The organism is Nocardia sp. NPDC050793 (assembly GCF_040654065.1).
Lineage (GTDB): Bacteria > Actinomycetota > Actinomycetes > Mycobacteriales > Mycobacteriaceae > Nocardia.
The window spans coordinates 21431-40910 of the sequence record NZ_JBFAHG010000001.1 but is presented as its reverse complement, the minus strand read 5'-3'; the positions used below and the strand labels follow the sequence as shown (position 1 = coordinate 40910).

The window sequence follows — 19480 nt, the reverse complement described above, 5'->3', positions numbered from 1 at the left end:
TTTCAGATCACTTCCGTCCAGCGGGTCCCGGGCCGCGCCGATGGTGTCGGGGACGGGCGGTACGGTCGAAAACATGAGCGAGCGGATCGGTTGTCAACGCGCTTCGCGGATGCCGGACCCGAGCGTCAGCGAGGGGCGGGCATGAGTGAGCGTGGCGAGCGGATCGTGTGCCAGCCCGCTTCGCGGATGCCGGGGCCGAGCGCTAGCGAGGCGTCGGCATGAGCGATGGGCTGTTCGACGTGCCAGGCCAGACAGCGCCGGAGTCGGATGCGCTGGGCGGCGCGGGCGTGGATTTCCGCGGGCCGGGCAGCGCAGCGCCGCTGGCCGTGCGCATGCGACCCGCCACCTTGGACGAGGTCGTGGGGCAGGAGCATCTGCTCGGCCCCGGTTCGCCGCTCCGCCGGTTGATCGAGGGCTCTGGTGCGGCGTCGGTGCTGCTGTTCGGCCCGCCTGGCACCGGCAAGACCACGCTGGCCTCGCTCATCTCGCAGGCGACCGGCCGCCGTTTCGAGGCGCTCTCGGCGCTCTCCGCCGGAGTGAAGGAGGTGCGCGCGGTCATCGACCTGGCGCGCAGGCGGCTCACGGCAGGCGAGCGCACCGTCCTGTTCATCGACGAGGTGCACCGCTTTTCCAAGACGCAGCAGGATGCGCTGCTCGCCGCGGTGGAGAACCGGATCGTGCTGCTGGTCGGTGCGACGACGGAGAATCCCTCGTTCTCGGTCGTCTCCCCGCTGCTGTCGCGCTCGCTGGTGCTGCAACTGCGGTCGCTGACCGACGCCGACATCCGCGTCGTGCTCGAACGCGCGCTCACCGACCCGCGCGGGTTCGGCGGCGCCTACACCGTCACCGACGAGGCGCTCGACCACATCGTGCGGGTGGCGGGCGGCGACGCGCGCCGGGCGCTGACCGCACTGGAGGCCTCCGCCGAGTCATCGCTCGACGGCACGGTGGACCTCGCCCTCGTCGAGGCGAGCGTGGACAAGGCCGCCGTGCGCTACGACCGCGCGGGCGACCAGCACTACGACGTGATCAGCGCCTTCATCAAGTCGATCCGCGGCTCCGACGTCGACGCGGCGCTGCACTATCTGGCGCGCATGATGAGCGCGGGGGAGGACCCGCGCTTCATCGCGCGGCGGCTGGTCATCTCCGCCAGCGAGGACATCGGCATGGCCGACCCGATGGCATTGCAGATCGCGGTGGCGGCCGCGCACGTCGTCCAGCTGATCGGCATGCCCGAGGCGCAGCTCACCCTGACCCACGCGACCATCCACCTGGCCACCGCCCCGAAGTCCGGTGCGGTCCCCGCCGCACTGGGCGCCGCCATGTCCGACATCTCCGCGGGCAAGGCAGGCGCCGTGCCGCCGCACCTGCGCGACGGGCACTACGCCGGCGCGGCGTTGCTCGGCCACGCGCAGGGCTACAAATACCCCCACGACGATCCCGACGGCGTGCTCGCCCAGCAATATCCGCCCGACGAACTCGTCGGCTCCGACTACTACCGCCCGACCGACCACGGTTACGAGCGTGAGGTCGGTCCCCGCGTCGATCGGCTGCGCCGCATCGTGCGCGGGAAGTGACGCGGCCGGACAACCGCTCGCCGCGCCTCCGTCCATGGTGAATCGCAGGCCGGGCCGGAATTCGCCTACGAACGCGGCCACCTCGTCGGGGCCGCTCAGCGCGTCGGTGACCTCCGAGTCGGGGAGCCGAAGCGCAGCCGGAAGTCCACGGGGCGTCCTGAGCGATCGGCGTGGATTTCGCCGGATGCGCCGGTGCGCTCGATTGTCGCCGACAGCGGTGAGCGGTGCGGACTCGGCGCAAAACGCGTGGACAGCGACCGGTAGGCTGGACATTTGTGCAGACCCATGAGATTAGACGGCGTTTCCTGGACCATTTCGTCCGTGCCGGACACACCGAGGTGCCGAGTGCCTCGCTGATCCTGGCCGACCCCAACCTGCTGTTCGTCAACGCAGGCATGGTCCAGTTCAAGCCGTACTTCCTGGGCCAGGAGGCGCCGCCGTTCCCGCGGGCGACCAGCGTCCAGAAATGCGTGCGCACCGGCGACATCGAAGAGGTCGGCGTCACCACCCGGCACAACACCTTCTTCCAGATGGCGGGCAACTTCTCCTTCGGTGACTACTTCAAGGAGGGGGCCATCACCCTCGCCTGGGAGCTGATCAGCAAGCCCCAGGAGGAGGGCGGCTTCGGCTTCGACACCGACCGCATCTGGGTCACCGCCTACCAGGACGATCCGGAGGCCGCCGAGATCTGGCACCGGGTCGCGGGCATCCCGAAGGAGCGGATCCAGTTCCGCGACGGCAAGGACAACTACTGGGACATGGGCGTGCCGGGCCCCGGCGGTCCGTGCTCGGAGATCTACTACGACCGCGGCCCCGCCTACGGCAAGGAAGGCGGCCCGGTCGCCGACGAGGACCGCTACCTCGAGATCTGGAACCTCGTCTTCATGCAGGACGTCCGCGGTGAGCTGAGCCCGAAGCTCGGCCACCCGCCGGTCGGCTCGCTGCCCAAGAAGAACATCGACACCGGCATGGGCGTCGAGCGCGTCGCCATGCTGTTGCAGGGCGTGGAGAACGTCTACGAGACCGATCTGCTGCGGCCGATCATCGACAAGGCCGAGGAGCTGACCGGTCGCTCCTACGGTGTCGAGCACGCCGACGACGTGCGCTTCCGGGTAATCGCCGATCACGCCCGCACCGCCGCGATGCTCATCTCCGACGGCGTCAACCCCGGCAACGACGGCCGCGGCTACGTGCTGCGCCGCCTGCTGCGCCGCATCGTGCGCTCGGCCCGCCTGCTCGGCGCCGAGAAGCCGGTGATGGCCGAGTTCATGAAGGTGGTCAGCGACCTCATGTCGCCGTCCTACCCGGAGCTGGCCACCGACTTCGGCCGCATCGAGACCGTGGCGGTCGGCGAGGAGACGGCGTTCCTCAAGACGCTGAACACCGGCTCGACGCTGTTCGACAACACCGCGGCCGCGGTGAAGGCCAAGGGCGGCACCAAGATCGCCGGATCGGACGCCTTCACCCTGCACGACACCTACGGCTTCCCGATCGACCTCACCCTGGAGATGGCCGCCGAGGCCGGGCTCGCGGTCGACGAAGAAGGCTTCCGCACGCTCATGAGCGAGCAGCGCCAGCGGGCCAAGGAGGACGCCGCCGCCCGCAAGCACGCGCACGCCGACCTGAGCATCTACAAGGAACTGGTCGACCGCGGCGCCACCGAGTTCACCGGCTTCGACGAGCTGACCTCCGAGGCGCACGTGCTCGCGCTGATCGCGGACGGCGTCCGGGTGCCGACCGCGACCGCGGGCCATGACGTCGAGGTCATCCTGGACCGCAGCCCGCTGTACGCGGAGTCCGGCGGCCAGATCGCCGACCGCGGCAGCATCACCGCCGCGGGCCTGAAGCTGCGCGTCAACGACGTGCAGAAGATCGCCAAGAAGCTGTGGGTGCACAAGACCACGGTCGAGCAGGGGCAGATCACCGAGGGAGACGTCGTGCTCGCCCAGGCCGATCCGGCCTGGCGCAGCGGCGCGACCCAGGGCCACTCCGGCACCCACATGGTGCACGCCGCCCTGCGGCAGGTGCTCGGCCCGAACGCGGTGCAGGCCGGTTCGCTGAACAAGCCCGGCTACCTTCGCTTCGACTTCAACTGGCAGGGCCAGCTCACCGAGCAGCAGAAGGCCGACATCGAGGCGGTGTCCAACGACGCGGTGGGCGCCGACTTCCCGGTCAACACGTTCGTCACCGACCTGCCCAAGGCCAAGCAGATGGGCGCGCTCGCGCTGTTCGGCGAGAACTACGGCGACGAGGTTCGCGTTGTCGAGATCGGCGGCCCGTTCTCGATGGAGCTGTGCGGCGGCACACACGTGCAGCACTCCTCGCAGATCGGCCCGATCACGCTGCTCGGCGAGTCGTCGATCGGTTCGGGCGTGCGGCGCGTGGAGGCGTTCGTCGGCCTGGACTCCTACAAGTACCTGGCCAAGGAGCGCGCGCTGCTCGCCGGCGTCGCCGCCTCGCTGAAGGTGCCGTCGGACGAGGTGCCCGCGCGCGTGGAGCAGCTGGTGGAGCGGCTCAAGGTGGCCGAGAAGGAGCTCGAGCGCACCAAGGTCGCCGCCGTGCTCTCCTCAGCGGGGAAGTTCGTGGACGAGGCCGAACGCATCGGCGGCCTGCTGCTCGTCGCCGCGGCCGCGCCGGAGGGCGTCGCCGCGAACGATCTGCGCACCCTGGCCACCGACATCCGCGGCCGCTTCGGCAGCGAGCCCGCGGTGGTGGTGTTGCTCGGCAACGTCGACGGCAAGGTGCCGTTCGTGGTGGCCGTGAACAAGGGCGCGCAGGAGCTCGGCGTGAAGGCCGGCGACCTCGTCGGCAGCTTCGGCCCGAGCATCGCCGGTCGCGGCGGCGGCAAGCCGGAGATGGCGCAGGGCGCCGGTTCCGATCCCTCCGGGATCGCGGCGGGTGTGGCCGCGGTGCGTGCCCGGGTGGCCGAAATCGCCGGGTGATGCCCGACTCCGAGAGTTCGCATTCGACGGGCCGGTCGCACGCAGCGGACCGGCCCGATCCGGAGGCCGATCCCGGCCGTGGCAGACGCATCGGCATCGACGTCGGTAGCGTCCGCATCGGCGTGGCATCGAGCGACCCGGACGGCATTCTCGCGACCCCGGTGGAAACCGTTCCGCGCGCGAAGAAAAACGTGCGCGGCGCGGGCGCGGCAACCGATATCGCAAGAATTGCCGAAATTGTGCGGGAATACGAAGCCGTCGAGGTTATTGTCGGCTTGCCGCGCACATTGCGCGGGGAAAAGGGAACTGCGGCAGGGTTGGCCATCGCGTTCGCCGAACGTTTGCGATCAGAAATTGCCCCCGTGCCGATCAGGCTTTCCGACGAACGTTTGACTACGGTGTCAGCTGCACGTGCATTGCGGGACAGTGGAGTTCGCGCACGTGGCCAGCGGCAGGTGATCGATCAGGCGGCGGCCGTGTCGATCCTGCAAGGATGGTTGGACGAACGGAGTGCGGTGTTGAAGTCGGCCGAGGAAGCGGCGCGGGACGCGTCGTCCGGAGACGATGCATGACTGATCGATGGGCACGGGCCGAGGAGAGGTATCGACAGCGCGAGGCTGATCGGCGCTACCGCAGGGACGACCGAGCCTGGGACAGAGACGGCACAGACGCGGGCGGACGCGCGGCCGGCGGGCCGCACGACGACTGGGACGGCTACTACGACGACGACACCACGGTTATCCCGCGTTACACCGACGACGACGAGCTCGACTACGACAGCGCGCCGCAGCACGAGGACGACGGCTACGACGACCTGGACTACGACTTGGAGCCGGAGCCGCAGGCCCCGCCCCCGCGCCCGCAGCGGTCGCCTGCTCGCAAGCTCGCCGCCAAGGGCAAGGAGGCGCGGCCGGCGCGCGGTTCGCGCAAACGCTCCCGGGCGGCCTCGCGCAAGGCGGCCGAGCGAAAGCGCAAACGCCGCAACATGTGGCTGATCGGCGGCGTGCTCGTGGTGCTGCTGGTCGGCGCGGTGGGGTTCGCGGTCAGGGAACTGGCCGGGGGGTTCGGCGCGCCGGAGGATTTCGCGGGCCCGGCCGGGCCGCTGGTCGTGGTGCAGGTGCACGCCGGCGACACCTCCTCGCAGATCGCCGAGACCATGGTCGAGAAGGGCGTCGTCGCGAGCAGCGGCGCGTTTTTCCAAGCGGCCGTGCGCAATTCGAACATGAGCTCGGTGCAGCCCGGGTACTACCAGATCCCCAGCCGCAGCCCCGCCGCCGAGGCGGTCGCCGCGTTGCTCGGCAAGAACGCGCGGGTCGGCAACCTGGTCATCTCGGAGGGACGTCTGCTGCACGACCAGCACGACGTCAACACCGGTGCGCGCAAGGAGGGGATCTACACCAAGATCGCCGCAGCCAGCTGCATCGGCACCGGCGCACAGCAGAAGTGCGTGACCTACGAGGAGCTCGACGCCGCGGGTTCCGGCAACGACCTGGCCGCGCTCGGCGTCCCGTCCTGGGCCGAGCAGTCGGTGCGCGAAGCGCCGGACCGCAAGCGGCAGATCGAAGGTCTGATCGCCGCGGGTACTTTGGATTTCGACCCCAGCGGCACACCGCAGCAGATTCTGCGTCAGCTGATCACCGCGAGCGCGGCGAGTTACGAATCGACCGGGCTGCTGAAATCCGGCGCGGAGACCGGACTCAGCCCGTACGAGACGCTGATCGCGGCGTCCCTGGTGGAGCGGGAGGCCTTGCCGCAGGACATGCCGAAGGTCGCGCGGGTGATCGTGAACCGGCTCGAGGTCGAACAGCCGCTGCAGTTCGACTCCACGGTGAACTATTCGCTGGACCGCACCGAGGTCGCCACCACCGACGACGACCGGGCGACCCGCACCCCGTGGAACACTTACGCGATGTCCGGCCTGCCCGCCAATCCGATCTCCGCGCCCTCGCTGAACGCGTTGCGCGCCATGGAGAATCCGGAACCCGGCGACTGGCTGTACTTCGTGACGATCGACCAGAAGGGCACCACACTGTTCACCGAGAGCTACTCCGAGCACCTGCGCAATATCGAAAAGGCAAGGCAGAGTGGGATTCTCGACAGTGGACGGTGAATCGACCGGTGCGGTGACGACACAACGCAAGGCGGCGGTCCTCGGCAAGCCGATCGCGCATTCGCGCTCGCCCCAGCTGCACATGGCCGCGTACCGCGCGCTGGGCCTGGACTGGACCTATGAGCGCATCGAGTGCTCGGCCGAAGAGCTGCCGGGTCTGGTGGACGGACTCGGGCCGGAGTGGGTCGGCCTCTCGGTCACCATGCCAGGCAAAGAGGCGGCGCTCGCCTACGCCGACGAGCGCACCGAAAGGGCCGTGCTCGTCGGCTCCGCGAACACGCTGGTGCGCACTGCCGAGGGCTGGCGCGCGGACTGTACCGACGTGGACGGTGTGCTCGGAGCGCTGCGCGGCGGAGGCGTCACGGAGGTCGCGGAGGCGGTCGTGCTCGGTGCGGGCGGCACGGCCCGCCCTGCGCTGCTCGCGCTCTCCGAACTCGGCGCGCGGTCGGTCACCGTGGTTGCCAGGAATGCCGGACGCGCCCGCGGCGCGCTGGAACTGGCCGACGAGCTCGGGATGGCGGCGCGGGTGATCGGTTTCGAGGGCGACGCCGTGCGCGAGGCCAGCGCGAGCGCGGGGGCCGTGGTCAGCACGATCCCGGCCGACGCGGGTGCGCTTGTCGCCGAGGCGGTCGCGGGCGCGCCCGTCGTGCTCGATGCCATCTACAACCCGTGGCCAACCCCGCTCGCCGCGGCCGTCGAACGGGCCGGGCACACGGTGGTGAGCGGGCTGCAGATGCTGCTGAACCAGGCGTACGGGCAGGTCGAGCAGTTCACCGGGCGTCCGGCGCCGCGCACCGCCATGGCGGCCGCGCTGGACGCGTGACCGCGGCGAAATTTCTGACACCGGTTCTAGTTCGGTTCCGAAGGGCCGCGCGTTAAGGTGTTCCCCATGATTGCTTGGGTAGTGCGGGCCGTCCTGCTCGGCGCGCTGGTGGTGGCGCTGCGCACCGTGCTCGGATTCGCGATGGTGCAGTGGCCGACGCAGGGCGCGTGGATGCGGATGCTGAGCCTGCTCGCGCTGCTGGTCGTCATCGTCGCGTGGGGCATGCTGGACGGGCGAAGGGACCGCGTGGCGCATCCCGACCCGGAACGCGGCTCGGACCTGACCATCCTGTGGCTGAAGGCGGCCGTGGCGGGCGGGCTCGGCAGCGGCGCGGTCTCCTGGGCGCTGGATTTCCTGCCCCGCTTCGACCTCGGCGACAACGGCCTGCTGTTCGAGCTCACGGCGGGCGCGTCGTTCATCATCCTGCTGATCTTCATCCCCGGACTGATCGGGGTGGGCATCGGCCGGATGCTCGCGGGGCGGCGAGGCGGCAATGGCACGCCTTCGCTCACCAAGAACCCCGCCCCCGCGGGCGCCTGACCCCGGAACGCGCAACAGCGCCGCACCCGTGAGGGGTGCGGCGCTGTTGTCGTCTGGGCTCGGATGCGTCACGAGTGATCGCGGCAGGGGATGCCAGCGAACAGCGCTCCGGCCGAGCGACCAGCGTGGCGCTGCCCCGACGTTCTCGCTAGAGCAGGATCGCGCCGCCGCTCGGGCTCTCCTCGCGAGCGATGGCGGAGTACGCCGCCGCGAGCAGGCTGGGATCAGGGCCCTCCAGGCGACCCGGCTTGGCCAGACCGTCGAGGACGACGAAACGGAGCACGCCCGAGCGGGTCTTCTTGTCGGTCTGCATGGCGTCCAGCAGCTGCGGAAGCGCGTCGGCGTCGTAGCCGGTCGGCAGGCCGACGCTGGCCAGGATGGCGCGATGGCGGTCGGCGGTGGCGTCGTCGAGGCGTCCGGCGAGGCGGCCGAGCTCGGCGGCGAAGACCAGGCCGACGGAGACCGCGGCGCCGTGGCGCCAGCGGTAGCGCTCCCTGCGCTCGATCGCGTGGCCCAGCGTGTGGCCGTAGTTGAGGATCTCGCGCAGGCTGGATTCCTTCAGGTCGGCGGCGACCACGTCGGCCTTGACCTGGATGGCGCGGCGCACGAGTTCGGGCAGCACATCGCCGGTGGGATCGATCGCCGCCTCCGGATCCCGCTCCACCAGGTCCAGGATCACCGGGTCGGCGATGAAACCGGCCTTGATGATCTCGGCCATGCCGGCGACGATCTCGTTGCGCGGCACGGTCTCCAGCGTCACCAGGTCGACCAGCACGGCCGACGGCTCGTGGAAGGAGCCGACCAGGTTCTTGCCCGCCTCGGTGTTGATGCCGGTCTTGCCGCCGACCGCCGCGTCGACCATGGCCAGCAGGGTGGTCGGCACGTGCACCACCTGCACGCCGCGCATCCAGGTGGCGGCGACGAAACCGGCCAGGTCGGTGGCCGCGCCGCCGCCCAGGCTCACCACGACGTCGTTGCGGGTCAAACCGATGCGGCCGAGTACCTCCCAGCAGAACCCGGCGACGGCGAGGTCCTTGCCCGCCTCGGCGTCCGGAATCTCGACGCGGTGCGCGTCCAGGCCGGTCTCGGCCAGCGCCTTGCGGACGGCCTCGGCGGTCTCGGCCAGCGGCGGCTGGTGAAAGATCGCGACCGTGCGCACGCCCTTGGTCGCACCCGTGACCGACTCGACGAGCTCGCCGAGCAAGCCGCGACCGATGATCACCGGGTACGGGTCGGCGGTGCGGACCTGGATACGACTCGGCTCTGTCACTACTGCTCCGATTCTGTTCGTGCCGGTTGCTCGAGTGCTCGCCCGCGGGCGCGGCGAGCGCGGGCGCGCCGGGCGCGGCCGCTGGAAGTGGTCTTCGGTGCTGATTCTGCCGCCGCCGGGTGCGCGCTCGGCTCGGTGGGTGCGAGGGACGCGGCGCGGCGCCCCGGCCGGTCGCGCCCGATGGCCGACTTGTCCGTCGCGGGCTCCGCGTTCTTCGATGTCGGAGCCGCCGAATCGGCTTGTCCCGCAAGGGGAACGGCTGCCTTGGCGGCACCGCCGGGGTTCGGCGCACCGGCGGGGCGGCACGCCCTGGGGCGGCGGGCTCGACCCGAGGCAGGCGTCGCGCCGGTCTCGTCGGGTCGCGCGCCGGAGGTGACGAGCCGCGGGAGCCAAGACCTGGTCTCCGAACCAGGCGCGGCGGAGGCGGTGCGATTCGGTTCGGCCGATGGCGTGCGGGCCGAGGATCGCCTGCGTCGCGGGCGGCGTCTGCCGGAAGCCGTGCCTTCGGAGGCGGTGGATTCCGTTGTCGAGGCGTCGGATCGTGCGCCCGGCGCCGCCTGCGTGATCTCCCCGTTCGCCTTGTCGGCCGCGCCGTCTTCCTTGGGCGCCGCGCTGTTTTCCTTGGCCGCCGCGCTGTTCTTCTTGGCCGCGGCGCTGTTTTCCTTGGCCGCTGCGCGGCGGGCAGCCGCACGAGCCCTGGCCCGGCGGCGGGCTCGGGATCGGCTGCTGCCCTGGTCTTCCGGCGTCCGGTCGGCGCCGCGATTCGCCGCGGCGGCTTCGGGTTCGGGGTCCGCGCTCGGCGTGACGGGTTCGATCCCTAGCTTGTCCAGGATCATCCGCACCACGCGGCCGGGGCTGCGCCCGTCGGTGCGCACCCGCACCGTGGCCACCTCGCGGTACAGCGGGCGGCGCTTGCGCATCAGCTCCCGGTACTTCGTGCCGGGGTCGTCGCCGTTGAGCAGCGGGCGCTGGTTGCTCGCGCCGGTGCGCCGCAGTCCCTCGGCCACGCTGATCTCCAGGTACACCACCGTCCGGTTGCGCAGCAGCGCCCTGGTGTCCTTGGACAGCACCGCGCCGCCGCCGAGCGAGACCACGCCGCGCTCGGCGAGAATGGCGCGGCGCACCACCCGCTCCTCGATCCGGCGGAACTCCGGTTCCCCGTCGTCGGCGAAGATCTCGGGGATGGTGCGACCGGTTTCGCGCTCGATGCCCGCGTCGGTGTCGTACAGCTCGACGCCGAGTTCCTTGGCGAGCTTGCGGCCGATCGTCGATTTCCCCGCCCCCGGCGGTCCGACCAGCACCACGCGCGGTGCGCGCGGGTCGGTCTGCACGATCATTGCGGCCGACTGTCCGCCGGAACGTGCGGGCGGATGCCGATCCGCTTGACGTAGCTGGTGATGTTCTCGACGGTCTCGTTCACCGAGTCGCCGCCGAACTTCTCCAGCGCGGCCTGCGCGACCACCAGGGCCACCATCGCCTCGGCCACCACGCCCGCGGCGGGCACGGCGCACACGTCCGAGCGCTGGTGGATGGCCACGGCCTCCTCGCCGGTGCTCATGTCGACGGTGGACAGGGCGCGGGGAACCGTGGAGATCGGCTTCATGGCCGCGCGCACCCGCAGCGGTTCGCCGTTGGTCATGCCGCCTTCCAGGCCGCCCGCGCGGTTGGTGGAGCGCAGTACGCCGTCGGGACCGGGGCGCATCTCGTCGTGCGCCTGGCTGCCGCGCCTGCGCGCGGTCTCGAAACCGTCGCCGACCTCGACGCCCTTGATGGCTTGAATGCCCATGAGCGCCGCCGCCAGCCGGGAATCGAGACGGTTCTCGCCGCTGACGAACGAGCCGAGCCCGACCGGAAGACCCTCCACGATCACCTCGACGACGCCGCCGAGGGTGTCGCCGTCCTTCTTGGCCGCCTCGATCTCGGCGATCATCGCCGCCTCGGCCTCGGCGTCGAACGCGCGCACCGGGCTGGCGTCGACGGCGTCCAGATCCGCGGCGGTGGGCGTCACGCCGGTGGTGTTGGCGGCGCCGCCGATCGAGACCACGTGCGAGACCACCTCGACGCCGAAGGCCTGGCGCAGGAAGTTGCGCGCCACGGTCCCCGCGGCGACGCGGGCGGCCGTCTCCCGCGCGCTCGCGCGCTCGAGCACGTTGCGCGCGTCGTCGAAGTCGTACTTGAGCATGCCCGAGTAGTCGGCGTGGCCGGGGCGGGGCCGGGTCAGCGGAGCGTTGCGGGCCAGATCGGCCAGTTCGGCGGGATCGACGGGGTCCGCGGACATGACGGTCGTCCACTTGGGCCACTCGGAGTTGGCCACCTCGATGGCGACCGGACCGCCCATGGTGCGCCCGTGGCGCACGCCGCCGATCATCGTCACCTTGTCGGCCTCGAACTTCATCCGGGCGCCGCGCCCGTACCCGAGCCTGCGGCGCGCGAGCTGAGCGGAGATGTCCTCGGACGTCACTTCGACACCCGCGACCATCCCGTCGAGGAGGGCGACGAGGGCGGGACCATGGGATTCTCCGGCAGTTATCCAGCGCAGCACGCTGTCCATCCTTCCATGTCGGCACGGTCGGACCCGCATCCGGTCCGCCGTGATCACCGGCACGTCATCGGCGCGATCTCGCGTGCCAGTCCTGTCTATTGGATATCGCCAGCCGGCCCAGGGACGCACGTCTTCGCTCGCCGCGGCCCGGCGTCCGACCAGACCAGCCGACGGTCACCCGCTCGGAACCGCCAAAGCCAGCAAGGTCGCTAGACACATGGACGGGCCGTGCGCAACGATGCTCGGCCGCGCACGTGCACCGGCGGCGATCCGATGGCGGACCAGAACCGCCACGGCGGCGCACGCCGTGAACACCGGCGCGGCCATCGCCGCCCAGACCCACGCCTGCGCTCCACCCAATCCGGCGGCCGCGCCGAGCCCCACTGCCAGCTTCGCGTCGCCGGCGCCGAGGCAGGCGGGCGCGGCGAGATGCACCGCGAGATAGGGCGCGGCGAGGAGCGCCGCCCCGGCCGTCGCGGCTGTGAATTGTGTTGTGAACAGGGCGTATCCGAAGACGCCGAAGGCGCCCCATCCGGTCAGCGCGTTGGGCAGTCTGCGTTGCCGAAGATCGAAAAGGCTCAGCACCGCACACCATCCCGTGAGCACCGCGAACGCTATGTATGGCATGCGATCCACCCTCGTTGATCCGCCGGGCATTTCGTAGCGGTCGATGCGAAATGTGCATAACCGCAGCGCATGTGAATATCGATCGGATCGGAATCGTGCAGAAGCCGAGGGCGGACGCGGCTCGACAGCCGCGGGGCACCGCGTTCTACCCGCCGTCGGCGATACGGCGGCTGATCCCACGAATTCGAGTTCCCGCCCGCGCGGCCCGCCCTCCGTCCGGGCCCGCCGAGGTGACGGTTCGGGTGTTGGAGTGCCGCACCACCGCGTGTCGGCGGTAGCTTTGACCCATGTCAGCTGATCACGCGGGCCCCGGGCCCGACTACGCGGCGCGCCGCGGTGCGCTGCGCAGTCTGCTTGTGGAGAACGAGGTCGACGCGCTGCTGGTCACCGACCTGGTGAACATCAGGTATCTGACCGGGTTCACCGGCTCCAACGCCACGCTGCTCGTGTACTCCTGGGACATGCGCAACGCGGAGGAGCGCACCGTGATCGGCACCGACGGCCGCTACCGCAGCCAGGTCACCGAGCAGGCGCCCGATCTGCGCGCCGAGATCGCCCGCGCCACCGCACGGCGGATCGTGGAGCTGGCGGGGGAGTGGCAGCTCGGCCGGGTCGGCTTCGAGAGCCACGTGGTGACCGTCGACCAGCACCGCGGTTTCGTCGAGCAGAAGACCGGGCTGGAGCTGGTGGCAACCCCCGGCCTGGTCGAGCAGTTGCGCATGGTCAAGGACGCGTACGAGGTCGGACAGCTGCGCAAGGCGTGCGCCGCGGGCGACGCCGGGCTGGCCACGCTGCTCGAGCGCGGCGGACTGCGCCCGGGACGCACGGAGCGCGAGGTCGCTCGTGACCTGGAATGGGCGATGTACGAGCACGGCGCCGAGGCGGTCGCCTTCGAGACCATCGTCGCCGCGGGCGCCAATTCCGCGATACCGCATCACCGCCCGACCGACGCCGTCCTGGCCGCGGGCGATTTCGTGAAGATCGATTTCGGCGCGGTGGTCGGCGGCTACCACTCCGATATGACCCGCACCTTCGTGCTCGGACGCCCGTCCGATTGGCAGCGCGAGGTGTACTCCCTGGTGGTGGAGTCACAGCGGGCCGGCCGCAAGGCGCTGCGGCCCGGCGCGCAGGCTGGTGAGGTGGACGCGGCGGCGCGCTCGGTGATCGAGGCGGCGGGCCACGGCAAGCTGTTCGTACACGGTCTCGGGCACGGCGTCGGCCTGCGTATCCACGAAGCGCCGGGAATCATGAAAAACGGAACCGGTACACTTCTATCCGGCGTGGCGGTGACCGTCGAACCAGGTGTGTACTTTCCCGGCCGCGGCGGCGTCCGAATCGAGGACACGCTCGTGGTGCGCGAAGGGGGCCCTGAGCTGCTCACCCACACCAGCAAAGACCTGACCGTCGTCGAATGACGCCGGTTACCTGAGAACAGGAGATCCGAAGACAGTGGCGGACACCAGCGACTTCAAGAACGGCCTCGTGCTGAAGATCGACGGTCAGCTCCAGCAGATCGTCGAGTTCCAGCACGTCAAGCCGGGTAAGGGCCCCGCCTTCGTGCGGACCAAGCTGAAGAACGTCGTGTCCGGCAAGGTGGTCGACAAGACCTTCAACGCGGGTGTCAAGGTGGAGACCGCGACCGTCGACCGTCGCGACATGACCTACCTGTACCACGACGGCTCCGACTACATCTTCATGGACGGCGAGACCTACGACCAGATCTCGATCGCCGAGGCCACCATCGGCGACGGCGCCCGCTTCCTGCTGGAGAACATGGGCGTTCAGGTGGCCGTGCACGAGGGCGAGCCGCTGTTCGTCGAGCTCCCGGTCTCCATCGAGCTCGTCGTGCAGCACACCGACATCGGCTTGCAGGGCGACCGTTCCACCGGCGGCACCAAGCCCGCCACCCTGGAGACCGGCGCCGAGGTGCAGGTGCCGCTGTTCATCAACACCGGCGACAAGCTGCGCATCGACTCGCGCGACGGCAGCTACCTCGGCCGCGTCAACGCCTGATCACCGGTCGCTTGCGGCGGGAGCGCGAGGCCCGGTGGCTGGACCACCGTGGCAGGCGCTCCTGCCGCCCTGATACGCCAACGACGGGGATGATGTGACCGTGCCGGAACAGCCCGCAGACAAGAAATCCGCGTTCAAGAAGCTGGGCGCCAGGCACAAGGCCCGGCGTCGCGCCGTCGACCTGCTGTTCGAGGCGGAGGCCCGCGACATCGACGCCGCCGAGCTGCTCGACGAACGCGTCGACCTGGCCACGAAGGACCAGAGCGTCGCCCCGGTGCACGCCTACACGAGGACCCTGGTCGAGGGCGTCGCCGACGACCTGGACCGCGTGGACGGCACCATCGAGTCCTACCTGCAGGACTGGACGCTGTCCCGTTTGCCAGCGGTGGACCGCGCGATTCTGCGCATCGCCGTGTGGGAGTTGTTCCACGCCAACGACGTTCCGCCGGTGGTGGCCGTCGACGAGGCCGTGGAGCTGGCCAAGGAACTGTCGACCGACGACTCGCCGTCGTTCGTCAACGGCGTGCTCGGTCAGGTCGTGCTGGTCGCCCCGCAGGTGCGCGCCGCGGCGGCCGCGACCCGCGCCCCGCGCCAGGAGCCCGAGGCGTGAACAAGTACCTGGTCATGGTCATGCGCACGCCGCGCTTCGACCCCGCGGTCATCGAACCGCACAAGGCGTTCCTGAACGGGTTGGTCGAACGCGGGCAGCTCGTGGAGAGCGGCCGCTTCACCGACGGCACCGGCGGGGCCTACGTGATCCGCGCCGAAAGCCTCGCGGCGGCCCGCGGGATCGCTTTTTCCGACCCGGTGCATACCACCGGCGCCTCGGAACTCACCGTGTACGAGTGGGAGATCACCGTCTCCGCCTGATCGGCGCCGCCCGATCCGGCTCCCGCCGGTGGGTGTACTGGGCCCGGCGGGAGCCGCCGGGACGTCTGCGGTGTCCCGGGTCGGGTTGTGCCCACCGCCGGTGTCGACCCGGAGGCCCGGCGCCGGGCACGTCAGTGATCCTGATACCTCTAGTGCGCTCGAGGTCAATACGGTACGGCGCGAGTCACCGCCGATCGCGCCTGCGCGACTGGCGCACCGGTCTCGGCGCCGCACAGCCCCGCACTCCTCGAGTGAGCCCGGACGCGCATCATGCTATCGGCCCCGGGCTTCCCATTCGCGCAATCCGGTAGCCCAAGCTGAATCGTTGGCGCACAGGACTTCTCCGGTAACCACGCTCGGACCCTGCCGAATGCGCCTATCCTGGTGGAAACACAGGGGAGGGCGGTGCATGGCACGGCTGCTGAGCTGGCTGCGGACCAACATCGACGGCGTGGTCGCGCTGGTGCTCGCGTTGGTCGTCGGAGTTCTCGCGGTGCTCGATCTGATCGATATCGACCAGGTGAACGGCGTCGTGCTGCTGGTACTCGGCCTGCTGGCGACCACGTTGCTGCGCGATCGGCACCTGTCGGCGCAGGCGGTGCGCGACGCGACGTCGGTGCGGTTGCTCTACGGCCCCGAGATCGGGCACGCGCACACCCTGGCCCGCCGCGACACCGAACAGTGGATCTTCAAGGGCGGCACCGGAACCTACATCCGTGCCGTCACGCTACGGGCCTGCGTGGAGAACGCCCGGCGCGAACAACGGCCACTGCGTATGCAATTGGAGATCCTCGACCCGACCAACGAGCCGTTGTGCAAGACCTACGCGCAGTTCCGTTCCTCGCTCACGCCCGAGGCCGACCGCACCGGTGAGCAGTGGACTACCGACCGTACCCGCAAGGAGGCGTTCGCGACGGTGCTGGCCGCCTGCTGGTACCGGCAACGATTCACGTTCCTGACCATCGACGTCGGGCTCTCCTCGGTGATGACCACCTTCCGCTGGGACCTGTCCTCGAGCTGCGTCATCGTCACACAGGACAACCCGAACACCCCCGCGCTGATGTTCGAACGCGACAAGCCCTACTACCGCGACTTCAACCGCGAATTGGTCGCCAGTTTCAAACAGACCCGCCAGGTGCCGCTGAGCCGCAGCGAGGAACTACCGCTGGCCGACGAGCCGTCCGTCGATCAGGCGCGCGCCCTGTTCGACGCGCTCGACCTGAGCCTGCCCGCTTCCTACACCGACCGCGACGTGGCCGATGTCGTGCGCCGCGCGCTGCAGCCGAGGAATCCGTACTGATGAACGCCTTCGCCGAACTCCGCTCCCTGATCGCCGCCGACGGGGCGGGGACCGCGGTGCGCGGCTGGGCGCGCGACTATCTCGCGGCTCTGCTCGCGGGCCGCACGGTGGTGGCCGCGGTGCGACATCCGTTGGGGTTCGCGTGTTTTCCCGTCTGGCGCGGCGGCACGCTCGGGGTGTGTCTGCACGTCTGGAGCGAGGGCGGGCGGCCGCACCCGACCACGTCGACGATGCACGCGCACAGCTGGGATCTGGTGAGCAGCGTGCTGTACGGCACGGTGATCAACGAGATCATCGACGTCACCGCCGACGCGCGGCCGACCCACCGGATCTTCGAGGTGCACAGCGGCGCCGAGGGCGATTTGGTGCGCGCGACGCCGCGGATGGCCGGTTACCGCGTGCGGTCCAGGGAGTTCTTCCGCGACGGCGACGTGTACACATTGCGCCACGGCGTGTTCCACGTGTCCGATGTGCCCGGCGCCGCGGCCACCCTGGTGCTCGGCGAGTACCGGCCCGGCGAACCAGATCTGTCGCTCGGCGCGCTCGGCGGCGACGATCACTGGGTGCACCGCGTCACGTGCACGGAGGCGGAGACGGGTGCGCTGGCCCGTGCCGTCCTGCACCGATTGAGCGACCAGTCCCTGCCCGAAGACCTGGAGGAGCGATGCGACCCGGCAACACCATGAACGTGGCGCCGAACGACGCCGTCGTAGCCTTCGCCGCCGACATCGCGATCGCCGCGGCCGCCGAGGCGGGGCTCGCGATCCGCGCCGGACTGAGCGGTGCGCTGGAGGTGCGTCCCAAGGGCGGCTCCGGCGATCTGGTCACCACCCTCGATCTGCGCTCCGAGGCCATCATCGTGGGCAGGCTGCGCCGCGCGTTCCCGGACCACCGCATCCTGGCCGAGGAGTCCGGTCTGCTCGATGGCGCCGACGAGGCCTGGTGCTGGGTGGTCGACCCGCTCGACGGCACCAACAACATCGCCGTCGGCCTGCCGGTGTACTCCATCGGAATCGCCCTGTGCCACTACGGCGTTCCGGTCTTCGGCGTCGTCCACGAGCCCACCACAGGGCGCACCTGGTCGGCCAGGCGCGGGCACGGCGCAACGGGTCCGAACGGTCCGCTGCGCCGGCCGCGGACACCCCCGCCGCTCGCCGGGCCGACGTTGGCCTGGCTCCAGGGTTATCCGGTCGCCCGCACCGACCCGACGGCCCGCGCGCTGCGCCTCACCCTGGAATCCGGCGCACGGCGGCTCATTCAGCTGTGGTCACCGCTGCTGTGCTGGATCATGCTGAGCCGCGGTGATATCGACGGCTTCGTCGGTTATCGCGCCGGGGTGGTCGACCTGCCCGCGGGCAGTCTCATCGCACGGGAATCCGGCATCACCCTCACCGGTTTCGACGGCGCGCCGCTCGACGACCGGATCGATCCGGTCGGCCAGGAAGTCAGCTTCCTGGCCGCGCGGCCGGATATGCTCTCCGATCTGACTCTTCTGGTGAAGTCGGCGGCCGATGTCACCGTGACCGGTCTCGGCGGCTAGCCCGCGGTTTCGATCAGCCGGTGACGAGCAGCGCGGCGACCGCGCCCGTGGTGGCCAGCAGCGCGAGACCGAGACCGGTCAGGACGAAGCGAGTCATCGGGACGCGCACGCCGTGCGTGCGGCAGAACTCGAGGCAGAGCAGGGTGGCCAGCGACGCCCACGGGGTGACGACCGGACCGGCGTTGGTGCCGATCAACAAGGCGAGCAGCTGATCACCGTTCTCGGGCGGCACCACCGCCTCACCGGCGGTGTAGGCGGGCAGGTTGTTGGCGACGTTGGACAGCGCCGCCCCCGCCGCCGCGGCGCGGAAGGCGCCCGCCGCGCCCGCGTCGTCGCCGATCAGCGCGTGCATCACGTCGGAGAGGCCGAGGCGGCTCAGCGTCGGCACCACCAGGAAGAGCCCGACCACGAAAACCAGGAGCTGCCAGGGAATCAGCGATAAGCGCAGCACCGAACGGTCGAGCAGCGCGAAGGCGGTGACCGCGATCGCCGCGGCCAGCACCGCCGCGATGCCGATGCTCTCGCCGAGGACCGGGATGGCGACGATGAACAGCAGGCACGCCCCGGCCGTCGCGTAGAGCAGCGCGCGTTCCTTCGCGTTGCGCGGGCGGACCGGCTCCGGCGGAACGTAGCGCTCGCTGCCGCGCCGGTCGCGTCGCCAGAACCAGGCCCACAGGCACAGCATCGTGGCCGCGATCGAAACGAGCTGCGGCGCCCACATTCTGGCGGCGAATTCGGTCGCGTCCAGTGCCACCCGGTCGGCGGCCAGCAGATTGGTCAGGTTCGACACCGGAAGCAGCAGGCTCGCGGTGTTGGCCAGCCACAGCGTGGTCATCGCCAGCGGGAGCGGGGGGATGCGGGCGGGTGCGGCCAGCGCCAGCATCACCGGCGTCAGCAGCACCGCGGTGGTGTCCAGATTGAGCAGGATGGTCGTCGCCGAGGCGAACAGCACGCACAACGCGAACAGCGCCGCGTAGTTTCCGCGCCCCAGGATCGCCAGACGGTGCGCGATGACATCGAAAACCTTCGCCTGCCTCGTCAATTCGGCCAGCACGATGACGCTGCCGAGGAACAGCAGGAGCGGACCGATGCGGCGCATGTTCTCGGCCGCCTCGTCCCGCGGCAGCAGACCGGTGAGCATGCACAGCAGCCCGGCCGCCAACAGGCCGAGCCGCACCCAATCCAGCACGCTGAGACTTCGACGGACGGATCGGAAGCCGAGCCCCTTACGCGGGCGGTCCGGCGCCGCCGCATCGGGCGACGACGGGGGACACGGCGCGGAGTCGACGTGATCGGGCACGTAACTCATGATGGCATCCGGCGCGC

The 19480-nt window shown here is 70.4% G+C and carries 17 protein-coding genes and 1 pseudogene; 13 read left to right on the top strand and 5 right to left on the bottom strand.

The features are described 5' to 3' along the window. Positions 1-218: 218 nt before the first annotated feature. The 6 genes from AB0H50_RS00170 to AB0H50_RS00145 all read left to right on the top strand — a co-directional run bounded on the left by AB0H50_RS00170 (position 219) and on the right by AB0H50_RS00145 (position 7992). Positions 219-1577 (top strand): replication-associated recombination protein A, encoded by a 1359-nt coding sequence (locus tag AB0H50_RS00170; RefSeq protein ID WP_357444298.1) that lies wholly within the window; start codon positions 219-221, stop codon positions 1575-1577. 275 nt (positions 1578-1852) lie between these two features. Beyond that, positions 1853-4519 (top strand): alanine--tRNA ligase, encoded by a 2667-nt coding sequence (gene alaS / locus AB0H50_RS00165; RefSeq protein WP_357444295.1) that lies wholly within the window; start codon positions 1853-1855, stop codon positions 4517-4519. Beyond that, on the top strand, positions 4519-5091 hold the full coding sequence (gene ruvX / locus AB0H50_RS00160) for a Holliday junction resolvase RuvX (RefSeq protein ID WP_357444292.1): 573 nt from the start codon (positions 4519-4521) through the stop codon (positions 5089-5091). Before alaS ends, ruvX begins: the two co-directional genes overlap by 1 nt. After that, a complete protein-coding gene (gene mltG, locus AB0H50_RS00155) occupies positions 5088-6629 on the top strand; it encodes an endolytic transglycosylase MltG (RefSeq protein ID WP_357444289.1) in 1542 nt (513 codons plus the stop codon). The genes ruvX and mltG overlap by 4 nt, the downstream gene beginning before the upstream one ends. A gap of 13 nt (positions 6630-6642) precedes the next feature. Next, positions 6643-7452, top strand: a complete 810-nt coding sequence (locus tag AB0H50_RS00150; RefSeq protein WP_357447110.1) for a shikimate dehydrogenase — start codon at positions 6643-6645, stop codon at positions 7450-7452. 66 nt (positions 7453-7518) lie between these two features. Beyond that, positions 7519-7992, top strand: a complete 474-nt coding sequence (locus AB0H50_RS00145; RefSeq protein ID WP_357444286.1) for a B-4DMT family transporter — start codon at positions 7519-7521, stop codon at positions 7990-7992. Between the two features lie 148 nt (positions 7993-8140). On the opposite strand, the gene aroB is transcribed toward AB0H50_RS00145, so the two are convergent. From aroB to AB0H50_RS00125, 4 genes and pseudogenes are all read right to left on the bottom strand, one after another. Then, positions 8141-9262: a 3-dehydroquinate synthase gene (gene aroB / locus AB0H50_RS00140; RefSeq protein ID WP_357444283.1), complete on the bottom strand. Its 1122-nt coding sequence runs from the start codon at positions 9260-9262 to the stop codon at positions 8141-8143. 809 nt (positions 9263-10071) lie between these two features. Further along, positions 10072-10599: pseudogene (locus AB0H50_RS00135) on the bottom strand (shikimate kinase); the annotation flags it as partial. Next, complete coding sequence (aroC, locus tag AB0H50_RS00130) at positions 10596-11813, bottom strand: chorismate synthase (RefSeq protein ID WP_357444280.1); 1218 nt, start codon at positions 11811-11813, stop codon at positions 10596-10598. The gene aroC and the pseudogene AB0H50_RS00135, both read right to left, overlap by 4 nt. A 165-nt stretch (positions 11814-11978) precedes the next feature. After that, on the bottom strand, positions 11979-12431 hold the full coding sequence (locus AB0H50_RS00125) for a prepilin peptidase (protein ID WP_357444277.1): 453 nt from the start codon (positions 12429-12431) through the stop codon (positions 11979-11981). Between the two features lie 287 nt (positions 12432-12718). Here AB0H50_RS00125 and AB0H50_RS00120 point away from each other — a divergent pair, with 287 nt between their 5' ends. The 7 genes from AB0H50_RS00120 to AB0H50_RS00090 all read left to right on the top strand — a co-directional run bounded on the left by AB0H50_RS00120 (position 12719) and on the right by AB0H50_RS00090 (position 18154). Next, positions 12719-13846 (top strand): Xaa-Pro peptidase family protein, encoded by a 1128-nt coding sequence (locus tag AB0H50_RS00120; RefSeq protein WP_357444274.1) that lies wholly within the window; start codon positions 12719-12721, stop codon positions 13844-13846. A gap of 34 nt (positions 13847-13880) precedes the next feature. Further along, positions 13881-14444, top strand: a complete 564-nt coding sequence (gene efp, locus AB0H50_RS00115; RefSeq protein WP_357444271.1) for an elongation factor P — start codon at positions 13881-13883, stop codon at positions 14442-14444. Between the two features lie 100 nt (positions 14445-14544). Continuing rightward, the gene (gene nusB / locus AB0H50_RS00110) at positions 14545-15054 is read left to right on the top strand and encodes a transcription antitermination factor NusB (RefSeq protein ID WP_357447107.1); all 510 of its coding nucleotides are present in this window, start codon (positions 14545-14547) and stop codon (positions 15052-15054) included. Further along, positions 15051-15314 carry a YciI family protein gene (locus tag AB0H50_RS00105; RefSeq protein WP_357444268.1) on the top strand — a complete coding sequence of 88 codons (264 nt, stop codon included), beginning with the start codon at positions 15051-15053 and terminating at the stop codon, positions 15312-15314. Before nusB ends, AB0H50_RS00105 begins: the two co-directional genes overlap by 4 nt. A gap of 409 nt (positions 15315-15723) precedes the next feature. Then, on the top strand, positions 15724-16614 hold the full coding sequence (locus AB0H50_RS00100; RefSeq protein WP_357444265.1) for a hypothetical protein: 891 nt from the start codon (positions 15724-15726) through the stop codon (positions 16612-16614). Continuing rightward, positions 16614-17300 (top strand): hypothetical protein, encoded by a 687-nt coding sequence (locus tag AB0H50_RS00095; protein WP_357444262.1) that lies wholly within the window; start codon positions 16614-16616, stop codon positions 17298-17300. Before AB0H50_RS00100 ends, AB0H50_RS00095 begins: the two co-directional genes overlap by 1 nt. Beyond that, positions 17279-18154 carry an inositol monophosphatase gene (locus tag AB0H50_RS00090; protein WP_357444260.1) on the top strand — a complete coding sequence of 292 codons (876 nt, stop codon included), beginning with the start codon at positions 17279-17281 and terminating at the stop codon, positions 18152-18154. The genes AB0H50_RS00095 and AB0H50_RS00090 overlap by 22 nt, the downstream gene beginning before the upstream one ends. 13 nt (positions 18155-18167) lie before the next feature. On the opposite strand, the gene AB0H50_RS00085 is transcribed toward AB0H50_RS00090, so the two are convergent. Beyond that, positions 18168-19463: an SLC13 family permease gene (locus AB0H50_RS00085; protein ID WP_357444257.1), complete on the bottom strand. Its 1296-nt coding sequence runs from the start codon at positions 19461-19463 to the stop codon at positions 18168-18170. Between the last annotated feature and the right edge of the window lie 17 nt (positions 19464-19480).

What these genes read in the sequence shown, in the direction of transcription:
- AB0H50_RS00170 (WP_357444298.1), top strand. Translation starts at nt 219, where the DNA reads ATGAGCGATGGGCTGTTCGACGTGCCAGGCCAGACAGCGCCGGAGTCG.
- ruvX (WP_357444292.1), top strand. Translation starts at nt 4,519, where the DNA reads ATGCCCGACTCCGAGAGTTCGCATTCGACGGGCCGGTCGCACGCAGCG.
- mltG (WP_357444289.1), top strand. Translation starts at nt 5,088, where the DNA reads ATGACTGATCGATGGGCACGGGCCGAGGAGAGGTATCGACAGCGCGAG.
- AB0H50_RS00145 (WP_357444286.1), top strand. Translation starts at nt 7,519, where the DNA reads ATGATTGCTTGGGTAGTGCGGGCCGTCCTGCTCGGCGCGCTGGTGGTG.
- aroC (WP_357444280.1), bottom strand. Translation starts at nt 11,813, where the DNA reads ATGGACAGCGTGCTGCGCTGGATAACTGCCGGAGAATCCCATGGTCCC.
- AB0H50_RS00125 (WP_357444277.1), bottom strand. Translation starts at nt 12,431, where the DNA reads ATGCCATACATAGCGTTCGCGGTGCTCACGGGATGGTGTGCGGTGCTG.
- AB0H50_RS00120 (WP_357444274.1), top strand. Translation starts at nt 12,719, where the DNA reads ATGTCAGCTGATCACGCGGGCCCCGGGCCCGACTACGCGGCGCGCCGC.
- AB0H50_RS00100 (WP_357444265.1), top strand. Translation starts at nt 15,724, where the DNA reads ATGGCACGGCTGCTGAGCTGGCTGCGGACCAACATCGACGGCGTGGTC.
- AB0H50_RS00095 (WP_357444262.1), top strand. Translation starts at nt 16,614, where the DNA reads ATGAACGCCTTCGCCGAACTCCGCTCCCTGATCGCCGCCGACGGGGCG.
- AB0H50_RS00090 (WP_357444260.1), top strand. Translation starts at nt 17,279, where the DNA reads ATGCGACCCGGCAACACCATGAACGTGGCGCCGAACGACGCCGTCGTA.
- AB0H50_RS00085 (WP_357444257.1), bottom strand. Translation starts at nt 19,463, where the DNA reads ATGAGTTACGTGCCCGATCACGTCGACTCCGCGCCGTGTCCCCCGTCG.